This is a genomic window from Candidatus Thiothrix putei (assembly GCA_029972225.1).
GTDB lineage: Bacteria > Pseudomonadota > Gammaproteobacteria > Thiotrichales > Thiotrichaceae > Thiothrix > Thiothrix putei.
Map to the genome: position 1 here is coordinate 3,322,413 of CP124756.1, position 17,270 is coordinate 3,339,682.

The 17,270-nt window shown below is 51.3% G+C and carries 8 protein-coding genes and 1 pseudogene; all 9 read right to left on the reverse strand.

Annotation, left to right across the window (positions count from 1 at the left end):
• Positions 1-13: 13 nt before the first annotated feature.
• A complete protein-coding gene (locus tag QJT81_17040) occupies positions 14-3,067 on the reverse strand; it encodes a FimV/HubP family polar landmark protein (protein WGZ93491.1) in 3,054 nt (1,017 codons plus the stop codon).
• A 256-nt stretch (positions 3,068-3,323) separates the two neighbouring features.
• Positions 3,324-4,346, reverse strand: a complete 1,023-nt coding sequence (locus QJT81_17045) for an aspartate-semialdehyde dehydrogenase (GenBank protein WGZ93492.1) — start codon at positions 4,344-4,346, stop codon at positions 3,324-3,326.
• Positions 4,347-4,348: 2 nt separating this feature from the next.
• Positions 4,349-5,428 carry a 3-isopropylmalate dehydrogenase gene (gene leuB, locus QJT81_17050; protein ID WGZ93493.1) on the reverse strand — a complete coding sequence of 360 codons (1,080 nt, stop codon included), beginning with the start codon at positions 5,426-5,428 and terminating at the stop codon, positions 4,349-4,351.
• 23 nt (positions 5,429-5,451) lie between these two features.
• Positions 5,452-6,087, reverse strand: a complete 636-nt coding sequence (leuD, locus tag QJT81_17055) for a 3-isopropylmalate dehydratase small subunit (protein ID WGZ93494.1) — start codon at positions 6,085-6,087, stop codon at positions 5,452-5,454.
• Positions 6,087-7,490: a 3-isopropylmalate dehydratase large subunit gene (gene leuC / locus QJT81_17060; GenBank protein ID WGZ93495.1), complete on the reverse strand. Its 1,404-nt coding sequence runs from the start codon at positions 7,488-7,490 to the stop codon at positions 6,087-6,089. Before leuC ends, leuD begins: the two co-directional genes overlap by 1 nt.
• 119 nt (positions 7,491-7,609) lie before the next feature.
• Positions 7,610-7,768: a hypothetical protein gene (locus tag QJT81_17065; GenBank protein WGZ93496.1), complete on the reverse strand. Its 159-nt coding sequence runs from the start codon at positions 7,766-7,768 to the stop codon at positions 7,610-7,612.
• A pseudogene (locus tag QJT81_17070) lies at positions 7,765-9,089 on the reverse strand (UPF0236 family protein). The gene QJT81_17065 and the pseudogene QJT81_17070 overlap by 4 nt, the downstream one beginning before the upstream one ends.
• Before the next feature lie 43 nt (positions 9,090-9,132).
• Positions 9,133-9,630 (reverse strand): hypothetical protein, encoded by a 498-nt coding sequence (locus QJT81_17075; protein WGZ93497.1) that lies wholly within the window; start codon positions 9,628-9,630, stop codon positions 9,133-9,135.
• 144 nt (positions 9,631-9,774) lie between these two features.
• Positions 9,775-17,154: an IPTL-CTERM sorting domain-containing protein gene (locus QJT81_17080; protein ID WGZ93498.1), complete on the reverse strand. Its 7,380-nt coding sequence runs from the start codon at positions 17,152-17,154 to the stop codon at positions 9,775-9,777.
• Positions 17,155-17,270 lie beyond the last annotated feature (116 nt).

Below are 17,270 nucleotides of genomic sequence, written 5' to 3' on the forward strand. Positions count from 1 at the left end.
AAGTGAAGATTCCTCAACCTGTCTGGTGGAGCAGCATTTCCGCTTCGCGACGTTGATCGTCGTTGCCTTCAACCATGACTTCTTCCAAGGTACTGCGAGCACCTTCGATGTCGCCCATATCCAGATAAGCCCGTGCCAAATCCAATTTAGTGCTGATATGCGCTTCGTGCAAGTCAATTTCCTCATCGGGGAAGTCGAGGAATGACAAGGCATCGTCAATATCACCTAACCAATCTTTATCTTCATCACTGATCGGCGCGTAGAAGGTATCCTTGGGCAAAATGCGCTTGATGCCGGTTTCATTATCCAAATGCAAGTTCAAATGTGTCGCATTGGAAGCCACAGCCATTTCAGGCTCAACCGCCACAACAGGTGGATTCTCAACAACCGCTGCATTGTCATCCACGTCGGTGAGATCAAAGTCCAACAGATCGTCGGTGTTACCTGCATCGTGCTGGTTATGGGAAACGGCTACAACGTCTGGTTGTGGCTGCTGTGGCTTGCTCGCCCCATCCAACGCTTCCAGATCGAAATCAAAATCCAAGTCATCATCCAACTCACCTAGCTCAAATGTATCATCTGCTGTCAGCGTTTCATCTTTTGCTTTATCCGCTGTCAGGTCAGATAAATCAGGCGTTTGTGCTGCGGGCAGCGGCTGATCCGCTGCTACATCGGCAACATCTTCGTCCTGTAAGAGCTTATCAAGATCAATGTCATCAAAATCTAAATCACCCAGATCCAGATCATTAAAGTCCTCTTCCAGTTCAGCTTTAGGCATAGCTGGAGCAGCAGAGGCCACTGGAAGGGTATCATCTGAATCGTGGGATGACGCCAAAGCCACACCAGCCGTTGCAGCAGCAACACCGCCCAAGGCCGCAGCCACTGTAGCCGCAACAGAAGGTATCGCAGCAGCTTGACTCATATCACCTTGATAGAGACGGTTATCCGGGCTAATTTTGCGTCCCCACTCCACAACAGACTGCCATAAAGCCTCTTTACCTTTAACGGGCATCGCAGCGAATTGTTGCGCCTGGCTGTCAAATGCATCGCGGTTATTCGCAACGAAGTAACACTCCATTAACTTGTGACGATACTCTGGCTTATCAGGATAACGCTCAATGCATTTTTTCAGCTCGGTTTCTGCCTGTTGATACAGGCCATAAGCGATATACACATTGGCTTCTGTTAAACAATCATCTTCATTAGCTTCAGCGGATGGCTCAGCCCCTATTCCACCAATCCCAAAAGGATCCTCCTCTGCCTTTGCAGATGCCGCCAGCACGCCGTAGGTATTGCCTTTGTCGGCTTTTTCCAATTCCCGTTCCAGGGCATTCATATCAAATGGTTCATCGGCTACCGGAACATCCAGATCATCATCCAGATTAGCCACCCGGCTTTGCGCTTGACCAGATGCAGCATTATCTGGTTTGCGACGGCGTCCCAATAACCACAGCAATAACAGCAATGCCAGAGAACCCGCCCCAATTTTCAATGCTAACGGTGACGTTAACAGCCCCAACAGATCGTCACCACCACTGGTTTGCTCCGCAAACGGGCTTGGCTCTTTCACCGCTTTTTGTGCATCTGCTGCCGGTGTAACAGGTACAATTGCAGGCTTTAACGGCACTGCACTGGTATTACTTGTTGCCGTATCTGCTGGCGTGGCTACCGTACTCGTATTCTGGCCTAAAGCGGTATTAGTCTTAGTTACTGTCTCAGTAGGCAACACAGTTGCTGGTTGTGTCGGCTGCTCTGTCCGCAAAATGGTATTGTTATCTTGACCGTTGACATTTGCCATTTGCATTTGAATGTCTTTACCTTGCTCTGGCGTCACTGCCGCAGGCTGCGTGCCTACGCCCTGAGCATCGGCTGTATCAGCCGTAGACGGAACGTTAATACCATTAGCAGCCAGTTGTTTTTGCAAATCGGCAAGCTGGCTATCACGCAACTCCAGCAAACGATTTTTCTTGTTCAGCATCGACTCAAGATCGGTTACACGTGACTTGAGTTCATTGTTTTCATTTTGACGCGCCGCCAAGGATTCATTTGCCAATGCCAGTTGCTTCTCGATTTCTGCTAATTTGGCAGTGCCCGCAGCGACTGCGGCATTATTAGCGGTGCCTTCACCTGTTTTAGCACCTAATACCTCAAGACGTGCTTTATCTGTCGCATTGTTAGCTGCTTTCGCTGGTGTTGCGTTTGCTTGAGTTGCTGGCGTCGTCTTGGCTTGCTTGGTATCTTGACCTTGTTGGGGCACGGTATTACCTGCCAGAGATTTTCTCAGTTCACGCCATTCAGCATTTTGCTGACGAATTTGGCGACGTGCCTCTGCTTGTGGCACTGCACTGATTTCGCTACCGCTTGGCGCTTTCATCAGCGCACCGGCACGGAGATTGTTGATGTTTTTATCAATGAAAGCCCCCGGATTTGCCCGGAATAAAGCCATCATCATTTGGTCATTACTGACACCCGCACGCTGGAGACGTGAAGCCACACGGAATAGCGTATCACCTGATTTGACGCGATAAGTACGGTTCCGAGAAGCAGCAGGTTGTTGCGCTGCTGGTGTAGCGGTAGCTGCGGCTGGCTCACGTGCCGGACGACGTACATTACCGGTAGCTTTAGGCTCCGCTCGCACTGCGGCTTCCCCAGCGACCGTATTACCCGGCTGCATAAGTACAGGCGGATCCAGCATCACAGTATATTCTTTTAGTAACTGTCCCTGAGGCCAGCTCACTTCAAGCAGGAAATTAACAAATGGTTCCTGAATCGGCGCATCAGATGATACTAAAATTACAGGCTTGCCACTTTGAACCGTTGGCGTAAAGCGCAAATTACCGAGGAACTCAGGACGTGCCACCCCAACTCGATTGAATACCTCCGGCGGCGCTAAACGTACCTGAATCTGACTGGCATCTGCCGGGGCAGCAGACAGCAAGTCAATTTTTGCACGCAATGGCTGGTTTAAGTGAGAGTTAGACTCAATATCCCCAAGCCCCAAGGCACTGGAGGCCGCTGGATACGCTCCGGCGATGAATATAGCTAAGCTCAAGGCTTGTTTATTCACTGCAATTCCCCTTCAATTGATTCTTTATCTGTGTAAGATTGTGGCATCCCTGATTCATCACCTTCATAACTTTTATTAACCATTATTATTTTGATGAATAGCGATTCTGGTTGTTGTTTCTTAACGCTGGAACTTTATATTAGTACATTATGCTCAGCAATGTTGCCCCGATACAAGCCTTTAGGAAGATGCTAACACCTAACCGTATCTGCAAGCCATTGTGGGCAACAGTGAATTAATTCCCGCTTAACCACACCTATATATAATCGCGTACTAATATTTCGGCAATTTGCACACTATTTAACGCAGCACCTTTACGGACATTATCAGCAACCACCCATAAATCTAAACCAGACGTGCACGAAATATCTTCACGGATACGGCTAACATAAACCACATCGCTATTAACAGCCTCGGTCACAGGGGTTGGATAACCACCATCTTGACGTTCATCCAACACTTCAACGCCAGCCGCTTGACTTAACAACGCGGTTGCTTCAGCCGCCGTCAGCTTGCGCTGCGTTTCAATATGAATAGCCGCTGCATGACCAAAAAACACGGGTACACGCACCGCTGTTGGATTCACCCCAAGCTCAGGCAAACCCATGATTTTACGGGTTTCCTGCACCACCTTCATTTCTTCCCAAGTATAGCCGTTTTCCTGAAACGCACCGATATGTGGGAAGAGATTAAAGGCAATTTGTTTGGCGTACAGCTCCGGTTCAACCGGACGGGCGTTGAGTAATTGCGCGGTTTGATGCGCCAACTCATTAATACCTGCACGCCCCGTACCGGAAACTGCCTGATATGTCGCCAGGTTAATGCGGGTAATTTCAGCAGCATCATGCAAGGGTTTTAACGCCACCAGCATTTGGCTCACCATACTGCTGGGATTCGCAATAATCCCGCGTTGCTTATACCCCGCAATCGCGGCTGGATTCACCTCTGGTACGACCAACGGTACATCCGCATCAAAGCGAAAATAGGCGCTGTCATCAATAACAAGGCAACCAGCGGCGACTGCTTTTGGCACATAATCCGCCGCTACCGTTTCAGTGCTGGCAAATAATGCCAATTGCACGCTGGAAAAGTCGAAATCTTCGACTGATTCAATATCCAGCGTTTTATTGCCGAAATCGACGTATTGTTCGCCATCGGTGGCAAATTCCAGTGCATATATTTTGCCAATTGGAAATTTACGCTTTGCCAGCAAGTCCAGTATGGCTTCACCAACCAGACTGCCGGTTCCAACAACTGCTACATTATAAGTCTTAGCCATGATTACCCTTGTAAAGCTGCAACAACCGCATCACCCATTTCCGCCGTGCCCACCTTGCGGTCGCCCTCGGTATAAATGTCGCCGGTGCGCACGCCTGATGCCAGCACTGTTTTCACTGCCCGCTCGATGCGCTCAGCCAGTTCTGGACGATTGAGGCTGTAACGCAGCAACATGGCCACGGACAGAATGGTTGCCAACGGGTTAGCAATGCCTTTGCCTGCAATGTCGGGCGCAGAACCGTGGATCGGTTCGTACAAGCCGCACGCAGAAGAATTCAGGGAGGCAGAAGGCAACATGCCGATAGAGCCGGTCAGCATCGCCGCCGCATCTGAGAGCACGTCACCGAACAAGTTACTGGTTACAATCACATCAAATTGCTTCGGTGCACGTACCAATTGCATTGCCGCGTTATCGACGTACATGTGGCTGAGTTCAACTTCAGGGTATTCCTTGCCAACCTTTTCGACGATTTCGCGCCACAGTTCGCAGACTTCCAGCACGTTGGCTTTATCAACGGAACACAGGCGTTTGTTACGTTTCATTGCGGTTTCAAAGCCGACACGGGCAATGCGTTCGATTTCGGATTCGGTGTAAGTCGCGGAGTTGAAGCCTTGGCGTTCACCGTTTTCCAACACCCGAATGCCGCGTGGTTGACCGAAGTAAATACCGCCGGTTAATTCGCGCACGATCATAATGTCCAGACCTGCCACCACTTCCGGTTTCAGGGTGGAAGCCGATGCGAGTTCTTCGTACAGAATCGCGGGGCGCAGGTTCGCAAACAAACCCAAATCAGCGCGAATTGCCAGCAAACCGCGTTCGGGGCGCAACGGGCGATCCAGCGCATCGTATTGGGGGCCACCCACCGCACCGAGCAAAATTGCATCGGCTTTTTGTGCCAACGCACGGGTGGAATCGGGGTACGGTTGCCCTTCTTTGTCGTAAGCGATACCGCCGATATTGGCGTATTCCAGCTCTACCGACAGTGTGCCTTCAGCGGTAAAAACGTTGAGAACTTTAACCGCTTCTGCCACGATTTCCGGGCCAATTCCGTCACCGGGCAATACTAAAACTTTGTGTGTCATAACCATCTAACCCAAATCAAATCTTAAAATAACCAAGGCGCGACTTGCTTACGCTTTGCTTCATACGCCCGAATATCATCGGCATGTTGCAAGGTCAGCCCAATATCATCCAACCCGTTCAGCAAACAATACTTGCGGAAGTCGTCAATGCTGAACGCGAACGCTGCGCCACTCGGCGTGACCACTTGCTGCGCTTCCAGATTCACAGTGAGCTGATAGCCCTCGGTGGCTTGCGCCTCAACGAACAACTGATCAACCACTTCAGCAGGCAAGGTCAACGGCAACAAGCCATTCTTGAAGCTGTTGTTGAAGAAAATATCCGCGTAACTCGGCGCAATCACCGCACGAATGCCGTAATCCGTCAACGCCCATACCGCGTGTTCCCGCGACGAACCACAGCCGAAGTTTTCACGCGCCAACAGCACGGAAGCACCCGCATAACGTGGCGCATTCAGCACGAAATCGGGGTTCGGAGTGCGCTTGCTGTGATCCATACCCGGTTCACCCGGTTCGAGGTAACGCCAGTCGTCAAACAGCGTGGGGCCAAAGCCGGTACGCTGGATGGATTTCAAATATTGCTTGGGGATAATCGCATCGGTATCGACGTTAGAACGGTCGAGTGGCACGACTAAACCTGTGTGTACGGTAAATTTTTCCATTAGAGTGCCCTCACATCCGCGAAATGACCTGTCACTGCTGCCGCTGCCGCCATTGCGGGGCTGACCAGATGAGTACGCCCGCCCTGCCCTTGCCGCCCTTCAAAATTGCGGTTGGAGGTGGAAGCACAACGTTCGCCCGGTTCAAGGCGGTCGGCATTCATCGCCAAACACATGGAGCAACCCGGCGCACGCCATTCAAAACCAGCTTCGATGAAGATTTTGTCCAAGCCTTCACTTTCGGCTTGTTGTTTGACCAAGCCAGAGCCAGGGACGACCATTGCCAACTTAACGTTTGCGGCAACTTTGCGGCCTTTAGCGACTTCAGCGGCGGCACGTAAATCTTCAATGCGCGAATTGGTGCAAGAGCCGATGAATACTTTGTCGATTTGCACGTCGGTAATCGGCATATTCGCTTCCAAGCCCATGTATTTGAGCGCGGCGCGGATGCCACTGGCTTTGACCGGATCAGTTTCGTTGGCAGGGTCTGGCGTTTTGCCATCGACTGGCAACACCATTTCGGGGGACGTTCCCCATGTTACTTGCGGTTGAATACTCGCAGCATCCAGACGAATCACACTATCAAATACCGCGTCTGCATCGGAATGCAGGTCTTGCCATGCTGCAACGGCGGCTTCCCAATCTTCTGCTTTCGGGGAATAAGGGCGGCCTTTGACATAATTGATGGTGGTGTCATCGACCGCAATCATGCCAGCGCGGGCACCGCCTTCGATAGCCATATTGCACACGGTCATGCGCCCTTCCATCGACAAATCGCGAATCGCTTCGCCGCCGAATTCGATGGCGTAACCTGTGCCGCCTGCTGTGCCGATTTCACCGATAATGGCCAGCACGATGTCTTTGGCGGTCACGCCTGCACCAACTTTGCCATCCACACTGATCAGCATGTTTTTCATCTTTTTCTGGATGAGGCATTGCGTTGCCATGACGTGTTCGACTTCGGATGTGCCGATACCGTGTGCCAGTGCGCCGAATGCGCCGTGCGTAGATGTATGGGAATCGCCACAAACCACGGTCATACCGGGCAACGTTGCGCCTTGCTCAGGACCAATGACGTGGACTATGCCTTGGCGAATGTCGCCAATGTTGAATTCGGTAATGCCAAACGTGCGGCAATTCGCATCCAATGTTTCGACTTGCAGACGCGCTACCGGGTCAGTAATACCGTGTTCCAGCCCGATGGTCGGCACGTTATGATCGGGGACTGCCACCATTGAATTGACGCGCCAAGGTTGGCGGTTAGCCAAACGCAGCCCTTCAAATGCTTGCGGTGAAGTGACTTCGTGAACCAAGTGACGGTCGATGTAGAGTAAGGCCGTGCCGTCGGCTTCTTGCCGCACCACATGCGCATCCCAGACCTTATCGTAGAGCGTTTTGCCTGCCATAAATCCCCAAAACTGCCGTTGGAAAAGGGGAACATACTACACTTTTTTGCCCTGCATCATCCACAAAAAAAGGCCAACACGTGGGCTGGCCTTCATACTTGCTACAGACTAATCGCTATTTATTTGCGCTTAGCACCCAAAGGATTGGATACATCTTTAACACCTTCTGGATGCTTGCTTACATCAACACCTGTAGCTTTGGAAATAGGATCCCAAAGCAATGGGTGAATAACTGCATCATCAATCGGGGGTGTGAACAAAAGTGCGGTAAACCTCATGCCGCCTCAGCGGTGTTTCGCCAATAATGCTTCCATTGCTGGTTTCCCCGCATGACCCTCAACGCCAACATATCCGCCGCATTATCACTTTTCCACCATGCCCCCGATTTTTTTAAGCGTTGCTGGATGATGTAACGGTGTGCACTTTCTATTTCGCCCGACCCCACGGGCAATCCGAGGGATTTTGCTGTCGGGTAATCCAGTTGCTCAATGCGGTTGCTCAGGTAACGGTGACAAGCTCGTACTGGGGCGTTACTGTCTTCTACCGTTTCTGCTTCGAGGAAAGGTTTCAGTGTGTCGATGACCGCTTGAGCTTGACCATCCTGTAGGGCTTTTTTCTGTTTGGCAAACCATTTATCCTTGTCCTTGAGGCATGAACAGCTTGCGGATGCTGCTGATAGGTATTCACAAACATGATAAAAATCAATCAGGTAATGTCCTTGTGTGCCAAATTGTTCATCCACTTGACGGTTGATCCAGCTTGCCCCATCACCCACCGCATGGAGGAACGTGCTTTTTCCAAATCCAGCACGGCAGGCGGTGTCGAATAAGATTTTTCCAGCATCTTCTACCGTGCCACCGAATATTGCGCCAAACGTTGGCGTAGCACTGCCTTTGGCGTGGGCAAGACACAGGCGGGCTTCTTTCCAGCTTTCCTTTTTGCCTTTGCGCTTGTCGGGGGCTGTTTCGTCAATCTCGACGATGGGGATCATGCTGCCGTCCATTTCGGCAATGACATAGGCTTTTCCCAACGTGCTTGGATAGTCTTTTATCAACACTTGGGATTCATGGATGCGTTTGGCGTGACCTTCGGTGATGTGTCGGATGCTGCTGGATGCCAGCCGTATCCCGTAATGTTCTTCTAATTTATCAGGCACTTGAGCAAATGAACAGTCCGCCCCAAAGTCCGTCACCGCCCGTTGCAGCGGGAGCGAACAGCCTCGGCAAACAACCTCGGCACTCTGGCTAAAGGGGCGGACACGCTTGCCGGGAATCCGGTAGACCGGTTCGCTTATGTGGATTTTTCCGTAGGTCGTGTGCCAATGACAGTTTTTTTTCCACTCTTTACATACTTCCCAATGCCTTCTTCACAGGCTGGGGCTGTGCATTTTTCTACACGTTTGTTTGCCCATGCAGTGATCGCATCATTTCCCATTTGGCGCAGTTCTTCTATCACCCGCTGTTCGGCGTCTGCTGCTTTGATAATGTCATCACCGGCATTTTCAACCACCTCGATTAGCCCTTCCATCCGAGCTTTTAATGCGGGGTTGCGGTTCAAGGCTTCTAAAAGTTTTTGGTCGCGGGAGCTAACTGTCAACATGGGAAAGTCCTTTTTCTCTGGTTTTAGGGGATGCCATCTTAGTCTACAGGACACCGCACTTTTGTTCACACCCATCAATCGGTGCAAATGCACTACCTAAACCCGTAGCAGAAATTGCTTTCTCAGCGAATTGGTGAACACCAGAAGCCAGCCCACCCGCAGCAGAACCCAAACCATTGGAAGATGAAGAACCGGCACTACCACCATAGCCGCCACAAGAAGAACCACCTTGACTGCCGTAACTGCCGCAGGAAGAGCCACCTTGACTACCCCCAGTAGAGACGCCACTAATACCACCGAGCAAGTTACCAATCAAGTTAGATTTAGCACCCAACAAACCGCCCTTCAAATCCAATAAACCACTACCAAATGATTGGCTCTTCGAACTCTCGTTTTTAGAACCCGAATTTCCAGAGCATCCACAACTAGAGACGGGTTGAGGAGCTGATTTATTACTACCAAACAAGCCACTTAACAATCCAATTGTCATAACATTACCTCTCATATCCATATAATAAACACATGATAGTAAGCACTTCATGTTTTTATCAATTTAGTATCTCAGTGGGGTTTGAATCCGCATAAGTGCGATTAACGGCTCAAAATCACAGACAAAGGCCAGCACGTGGCTGGCCTTTTTTTGAGTGGTATTCCCTTCGACTACGCTCAGGGAACGGGAGGGGGCTTAGTCTTCGCGGCGGCGGCGGAAGAATGCGGCTGTTGCCAGCAACATGCTCATGATCGCCAGACCCCATTGGCTAAGGGTCGGTACATGCAGATTCGCGACCAAACCGAAGCCAACCGTGGTATTGGTTGCGCCACCATCTTCTGGCTCATCACCCCAGCGTAGGCTGATCGGCTTGCTGACAATGCTACCATCTGGTGCCAAGACACCGTTGCTATCGGTTGCATCATCATCGTTCGGGTCATTACCACCAACCGTTGGCAGATAGCCAGCCGGTGGCACAACTTTAACAACGTAATCACCTTCACGCAGGTTGCCGAAGAAGTACTTACCATCAGCATCGGTCGTTTGTGGTTTCAGTACATCGCCAAAGACATCCGTTACTGGCTTGCCATCGACTGTCAGCAAGGTTACGGTTGCCCCCGGAATACCCGGTTCGCCGCCATCCTGTTTGCCGTTGCCATCCAAGTCTAACCAGAGGCGGCTACCCAGATTGACAGAACGGAACAGACCACAGTCAACCGTCAAGTTACTGAAACCGTTAGCATTAGGCTCGGTACCCGGTATCAACGTGACCACTGGGGTTTGGAAGCGCCCTTCGACAACCTTACAGTTGCTGTCAGTGTTGGATGGATCAGTATCCGGGTCAGCGCCACCTCTCGTGATGCTATAACCTGAATCCTTACCCGGATTCATGGTCACGATGTAATTACCCGGTTTCAGGTTCTGGAACAGATAATTACCGCTTGCATCCGTCATGACCGCTGCGACAGGCTTACCACTGGCATCGGTTGCCGGGGTAATGCCATCTTCTTCCCACAAGCTGACGCTCACGCCACCGATACCCGGTTCAGCATTATTTTGCTGACCATCGGCATTGCTATCCAGCCATACTTTGTCACCCAGAGACACGGAACCGTAGAAACCGCAGTCAACGGTCATATTACCGTTAGCATCGTCACCGTCAGCATCAGGTTCAGCACCTGCTATTAAGGTGAATGGATGGGTTTCAATCGTGGTATTGATCGGATTCACGCGGCAGTTGCTGTCAACATCACTGGCATCATCATCCACATCAATCCCGCCAATGGTTAGGAAGAATCCTTCTGGTGGTTCAACCGTCACAATGTACTCACCTTCCGGTAAATTATCGAACAGATAGAGACCGTCAGCACCGGTGGTGTGTGGGGCAACAATCTTGCCATCCATATCCGTCACCGGACGACCAGAAGCATCAGTGAGCGTCACCACAGCATTTTCAAGGAAACCTTCGCCCTCTTCACGCTGACCATTAGCATTGCTGTCAATCCAAATTTGGTTGCCAACAGAGACGGGCGTACCCGGCTCGACTGGCTTAACCGGTACAACCGCGAAGTCAACCGTCAGGTTAGAACGGTTATCTGCCGTTCCCATGCCGTCATCACCGGCAATGCCGCTGGCAGTTGGCATCTCGCCTGTTGGCTCCTTGTCGTCCAACACAATCAGGTTAGAACACAAGCCATCCGAAACGGTGCTGTCACCATTGTCGTTATTATCACCATCCGCGTTAGCATCAGCTTCTTTCGCGGCGGTGCTGGCGGTGTAACCATCCAGTGCTGCACCTTCATTAAAGTTGCTGCCCGCCACACAGACTTGGTACTCACCAGCGGTCAAGCCACTGAACAAGTAGTAACCGTCTTTGGTTTCGGTGTACGTCAGGACTTTGCCATCTTTATCCAGCAATTCCATGACCACACCGTCAACGACGGGCTGTTCATCCTTGTCGAATACGCCGTTATTGTTGGCATCAACCCACACGCTGTTGCCGAGACTGTGCGTCGGCGCTTTCGGCAGGTAGAAACCGCAGTCCACCGTCAGATTGTCAGTGGTGAGGTTGAATGCGCCCGTTTGCGTTTTGCCATCCACGACTTGGCAATTGCTGTCCGTGTTGGAGGGGTCATCGTTAACCGCTGCACCGCCTTTGGTGGTGATATAACCTTCTGGCGCTGCCACACGCACCAAGTATTCGCCTTGCGGTAAATTCTCAAACAGGTACATGCCATCCGCTGCGGTGGTGATCGCGGCTACCGGTTTGCCATCCAGATCGGTGACAGGGTTGCCTTCCTTATCCAGCAAGGTAACCGTTGCACCTTCTAAACCAATTTCGTCGTCGTCTTGCTGACCATTTTCGTTGGTGTCAATCCAGATTCTGTCACCTACAGAAACTGCTTTGGGTGGTGCAATGTCTGGCGGAACCACACCGAAGTCGACGGTCAGGTTAGAACGGTTATCGTCCGTACCCATGCCATCGTCACCGGCAGTGCCGCTGGCAGTTGGTGTTTCACCCGTTGGTTGTTGATCATCCAACACAAGGACTGTAGAGCACAATCCATCCTGAACATCGCCATCACCGCTGCTTTGGTTATCTGTTGGTGCATTACGTAACGGACTGCCTGTATAGCCTTTCAACAGACCTTCATCGAAGTTACCGTGCGCCACACAAACTTGGTATTCACCTGCCGCCAAACCGCTGAACAAGTAGTAACCGTCTTTGGTTTCGGTGTACGTCAGGACTTTGCCATCTTTATCCAGCAATTCCATGACCACACCGTCAACGACGGGCTGTTCATCCTTGTCGAATACGCCGTTATTGTTGGCATCAACCCACACGCTGTTGCCGAGACTGTGCGTCGGCGCTTTCGGCAGGTAGAAACCGCAGTCCACCGTCAGATTGTCAGTGGTGAGGTTGAATGCGCCCGTTTGCGTTTTGCCATCCACGACTTGGCAATTGCTGTCCGTGTTGGAGGGGTCATCGTTAACCGCTGCACCGCCTTTGGTGGTGATATAACCTTCTGGCGCTGCCACACGCACCAAGTATTCGCCTTGCGGTAAATTCTCAAACAGGTACATGCCATCCGCTGCGGTGGTGATCGCGGCTACCGGTTTGCCATCCAGATCGGTGACAGGGTTGCCTTCCTTATCCAGCAAGGTAACCGTTGCACCTTCTAAACCAATTTCGTCGTCGTCTTGCTGACCATTTTCGTTGGTGTCAATCCAGATTCTGTCACCTACAGAAACTGCTTTGGGTGGTGCAATGTCTGGCGGAACCACACCGAAGTCGACGGTCAGGTTAGAACGGTTATCGTCCGTACCCATGCCATCGTCACCGGCAGTGCCGCTGGCAGTTGGTGTTTCACCCGTTGGTTGTTGATCATCCAACACAAGGACTGTAGAGCACAATCCATCCTGAACATCGCCATCACCGCTGCTTTGGTTATCTGTTGGTGCATTACGTAACGGACTGCCTGTATAGCCTTTCAACAGACCTTCATCGAAGTTACCGTGCGCCACACAAACTTGGTATTCACCTGCCGCCAAACCGCTGAACAAGTAGTAACCGTCTTTGGTTTCGGTGTACGTCAGGACTTTGCCATCTTTATCCAGCAATTCCATGACCACACCGTCAACGACGGGCTGTTCATCCTTGTCGAATACGCCGTTATTGTTGGCATCAACCCACACGCTGTTGCCGAGACTGTGCGTCGGCGCTTTCGGCAGGTAGAAACCGCAGTCCACCGTCAGATTGTCAGTGGTGAGGTTGAATGCGCCCGTTTGCGTTTTGCCATCCACGACTTGGCAATTGCTGTCCGTGTTGGAGGGGTCATCGTTAACCGCTGCACCGCCTTTGGTGGTGATATAACCTTCTGGCGCTGCCACACGCACCAAGTATTCGCCTTGCGGTAAATTCTCAAACAGGTACATGCCATCAGTTGCGGTGGTGATCGCGGCTACCGGTTTGCCATCAAGATCAGTGACAGGGTTGCCTTCTTTATCCAGTAAGGTAACAACTGCGCCTTCCAAACCGGTTTCGCCTTCGTCCTGCTGACCGTTTTCGTTGGTGTCAATCCAGATTCTGTCACCTACCGATACAGCTTTCGGCGCTACGGCTGGTGGCAATACCGCAAAGTCAACCGTCAGGTTGGAACGGTTATCATCCGTTCCCATACCATCATCACCCGCAGTGCCGCTGGCAGTTGGCAATTCACCGGTTGGCTCTTGCTCATCCAACACGATCACATTGGAACAGAGACCATTTGCGGTCATTGCACCGCCGTTATCATTGCTGTCGCCATTTGCGTTAGCATCGGCTTCTTTGCCATTGATACCGGCTGTGTAACCCACCAATTTGCCCATGCCGCTGAAGTTATTCGCTGACACACAAACCTGATATTCACCTGCATTTAAGCCACTAAACAAGTAGTAACCACCGGAGGTCATGGTGCTGTCAAGGACAGTACCAGTGGCATCACGCAATTCCAGTTTAATGCCGTTAAGTAAGGTCTCACCTTCATCAAACTGACCATTACCCGCCTTGGCGTTATCGCCCGCTCCATCATCGACCCAGACCATATTACCAATGCTGTGAACCGCTGTGCTTGGCTGATAGAAACCACAGTCGACCGTCAGATTGCTATTATCGCCATCACCGTCAATGCCGGAAGGTGGTTCTGTACCTGCCATCAGGGTGAACGGTGCAGTTTGCACATGGTCGCCCATCACGGCACAGTTGCTGTCATCGTTGGCAACAACTTCATCCACATCACCCGCATTGATGGTAGGAATATAGCCTTCAGGGGCTTGTACACGAATGCTGTAATCACCTTCCGGCAATTTAGTAAAGCCATACAGACCGTCTGCGCCCGTCGTAAATGGGGCGATGGCATTGCCATCCATGTCTTTCGCAGGGTTGCCGTCTTTATCCAGCAAGGTGACAGTAGCGCCTGCCAGTGGCAGCTCACCTTCATCTTGTTTGCCGTTTTGGTTGGCATCAATCCAGAGATAATCACCAACAGCAACGACTTTGGGTTCAACGACCGGTGCCACGATACCGAAATCAACCGTGAGGTTGGAACGGTTGTCGTCGGTGTTTACACCGTCAACACCGGGTAAATCATTAACACCGTTTTCACCCGTAGGTTCTTGATCATCCAGCACCACGAGGTTGGAACACAAGCCGACGGCAATATCATCTGAACCATTGTCATCGCCGTCAATATCGGTGTTGGCATCAGAGATATTTCCACCCGTACTGGCGGTGAAGCCTTCCAAAATATTGCCTGCAATAAAATTCTCAGCAACAACACACACCTGATAATTGCCTGCCGCCAAACCGCTGAACAAATAGCGTCCAGTCGTATCGGTAGTGGTAGAACTGATGACTGCGCCGTTGGCATCCTTCAGATCCAGGCTGATACCAGCACCGGCTGCCATTTCACCTTCATCGGCTAAACCATTGTTATTGGCATCAATCCAGACGCGGTTGCCGATGCTGTGGGGCGGTTCTTTGGGTTGATAGAAACCACAATCCACGGTCAAATCGGTGTTCGCATCCGTATCACCATCATTGACAGGTTCAGCACCTGCGGTCAGCATGAATGGCAAGGTTTGAACATTACCGCCGACTACCGCGCAGTTGCTATCGTCATTGACGGAATCGGTATCGACTGCCGCGCCCCCTTGCGTCACGACATAGCCATTTGGTGCTTTCACCCGCACGATGTACTCACCTTCCGGCAAATCACTAAACAGGTATTTACCGTCTACGCCCGTTTGGATGTAGTCAACATTGTTGCCATCCAAATCTTTAACAGGGTTGCCATTTTTATCCAGCAAGGTCACTACCGCACCCACCAATGGTGCTTCGCCCTCATCTTGCTTGCCGTTTTCATTGGCATCAATCCAAACCGTATCACCCACAGAAACAGGGATTGCCGGTTTTGGTGGGATCACCGCAAAGTCCACCGTCAGATCAGACAGTTCATCCGGGGTATTAACACCATCATCGCCTGCGATACCATTGGCGGTATCCAGTTCACCCGTTGGCGCATTGCCATCCAAGGTGATCACATTGGAACACAAGCCCTCGGCAATGACATCACTGCCATTGTCGTTGCTATCCACACCTGCATTCGCATCCGTTTCATTACCACCCGTGCTGGCGCTGAAACCATCGAGCGTTGAGCCTGTTGCAAAATTGCTGGCGGCAACGCACACTTTATAATCCCCTGCTGCCAGACCACTGAACAAATAGAAACCTTTGCTGGTGGTAGTAGTGGTCAGCAATGCACCATCGGCATTACGCAACTCAATCACCACACCATCGTCTACGGCGGCTTCGCCCTCATCCAGCGTGCCATTATTGGCATTTGCCGGAGTATCCGCGCCATCGTCGATCCAAACTTTGTTACCCAAACTGTGTACGGGTTCGGTCGGTTTATAGAAACCACAGTCAACGCCCAGGTTGCTGTTCGCATCCGTATCACCATCATCAATCGGTTCACCGCCTGCCGTCAGGCTGAACAAGGCAGTGGTAATGCTGCCATCGCCCTGCACCGCGCAGTTGCTGTCATCATTCGCCGGAACGGTATCCACATCACCCGCATTCACGGTAGGAATGTAATCTTTCGGTGGTATAACTTTAACGCTGTAATCACCTTCTGGCAGATTACTAAACAAGTATTTACCGGTCGCATCGGTAACGACTTCAGGAACGATAGTCCCCGTCAAATCTTTAGCGGGAGAGCCATTACTGTCCAGCAAGATGACAGTTGCACCAGCTAATGGGTCTTCGCCTGCATCCTGCTTACCGTTTTTATTGGTGTCTTCCCAAATAAGATCACCGACAGAAACCGGTGTTTTCGGAACGGCTGGCAGAATATTCAGGGCGTAATCTTCCACTTCGCCATCCGCCGCCTCGCCACCAATGCCATCACCACCAGCGGTGGAGCAACGGAAGCGGGCATAAATCGTGCCTTCTGCGGCAAAAGCAGGGACATCCATCGTTAGGTCATTGACACCAGCCGAGAGCACCTGATCAATAAAAACTTGCTCGCCTGCACCGCCCCAACTACCATCTTGATTCCAGTCGACCCAAGCGTTTAATTTACAAGCGGCGCTCGCCGTTACTTGTACCACGCTTTTGGTATCGCCCACATGCAGCGGTTCAATGGCGACGCCATCTTCATCGTCTTGCTTACCGAATGCATCAGTTGCGCATACGCCGTAAACAGGCTGACCTTCATCAGCATCATCGGCACTAGCGCCCCCCTGCAATACACCGGAATCACCGTCCACACACTTGCCAAGATACAGATCAGTACCAAGCTGGTGACGCGCCCCATTGCTGGAAGCCAAGGTAGGGAAACCGGGGTCTGGTGCGTCACCGTGGTCGAATGGAATCGAAACCGCCGCACAAGATTCATTGTTAGTTGCATCGCTATCACTGCCACCACTGTCGACAACTTGCGTACAGTTGGTAACAACCTCGTTAGCATAGGCTGTCGGCAACGTTGCGAACGCACCAACCATAGAAATGCACAAGGAGAGCTTTATTATTTTCATCTATAGTGCCCTGATCAATTAAATTTTTATGGATATTTTTTTATTAATTATCCAAGGATAACGGCTTATTCGCCAAACGTCAGCAATAAGCCGCCGAATGGCACTACTGGTGCATG